Annotated in this window: 2 protein-coding genes and 1 pseudogene; all 3 read right to left on the reverse strand. The window is 61.2% G+C overall.

Annotated features, from left to right (window positions below):
- Positions 1–916: hypothetical protein (locus EKO24_RS22960; RefSeq protein WP_479680431.1), on the reverse strand; the 916-nt coding region annotated here is incomplete at its 3' end.
- A 14-nt stretch (positions 917–930) separates the two neighbouring features.
- Complete coding sequence (locus tag EKO24_RS23515; protein ID WP_421743885.1) at positions 931–1,071, reverse strand: hypothetical protein; 141 nt, start codon at positions 1,069–1,071, stop codon at positions 931–933.
- Between the two features lie 16 nt (positions 1,072–1,087).
- Positions 1,088–1,192: pseudogene (locus EKO24_RS23520) on the reverse strand (hypothetical protein); the annotation flags it as partial.
- Positions 1,193–1,226 lie beyond the last annotated feature (34 nt).

Here is a 1,226-nt window from a genome sequence, read left to right on the forward strand (position 1 = left end):
GCGCCGCCACGTCGGAGGTCTCCAGCGCAATGGTTTGCGAAGTTCCCAAAGCCGCGATAGCTGAAGTGGACAGGGCTGCTGCTTGTTTCGTGGCCAACGCCACAACCTGTGAAGTGGTCAATGCCGCTACCTGCGACGTGCCCAAGACCGCGATGGCTCCCGTACTAATCGCCGCCACCTGCGAAGTGCCCAGAGCCGCGACATTGGAAGTCCCCAACGCCACAATCTGGCCGCTCCTCAGTGCAGCTACATCGGAGGTCTCCAGGACAATGGCTTGCGAGGTGCCCAAAGCCGCGATAGCTGAAGTGGACAGGGCTGCAGCTTGCGCGCTAGCCAACGCCACAACCTGTGAAGTGCTCAATGCCGCCACCTGTGACGTCCCCAAGACCGCAATGGCTCCCGTACTAATCGCCGCCACTTGCGAAGTACCTAGAGCCGCGACATTGGAAGTCCCCAACGCCACAATCTGGACGCTCCTCAACGCCGCCACGTCGGAGGTCTCCAGGACAATGGCTTGCGAGGTACCCAAAACCGCGATAGCTGCGGTAGACAAGGCTGCTGCTTGCTTCGTGGCCAACGCCACAACCTGCGAAGTGGTCAATGCCGCCACCTGCGACGTGCCCAAGACCGCGATGGTTCCCGTACTGATCGCCGCCACCTGTGAAGTGCCTAGAGCCGCGACATTGGAAGTCCCCAACGCCACAATCTGGCCGCTCTTCAACGCCGCCACGTCGGAGGTCTCCAGGGCAATGGCTTGCGAGGTGCCTAAAACCGCTATATCTGAAGTGGACAGGGCTGCTGCTTGCGCCGTGGTCAACGCCACAACCTGCGAAGTGGTNGCAATGGTTTGCGAGGTACCCAAAGCCGCAATAGCTGCGGTGGACAGGGCTGCTGCTTGTTTCGTGGCCAACGCCACAACCTGCGAAGTGGTCAATGCCNGCCCAAGACCGCGATAGCTGAGGTACTGATCGCCGCCACCTGCGAAGTGCCTAGAGCCGCTACATTGGAAGTTCCCAACGCCACGATCTGGCTGCTCCTCAGCGCCGCCACGTCGGAGGTCTCCAGGACAATGGCTTGCGAGGTNTGAAGTGCCTAGAGCCGCAACATTGGAAGTTCCCAACGCCACAATCTGGCCGCTCCTCAGCGCCGCCACGTCGGAGGTCTCCAGGACAATGGCTTGCGAGGTACCCAAAGCCGCAATAGCTGCGGTGGACAGGGCTGCTGCT

Origin of the sequence: Candidatus Methylobacter oryzae, from assembly GCF_003994235.2 — a bacterium.
Classification (GTDB): Bacteria; Pseudomonadota; Gammaproteobacteria; order Methylococcales; family Methylomonadaceae; genus Methylobacter_A; species Methylobacter_A oryzae.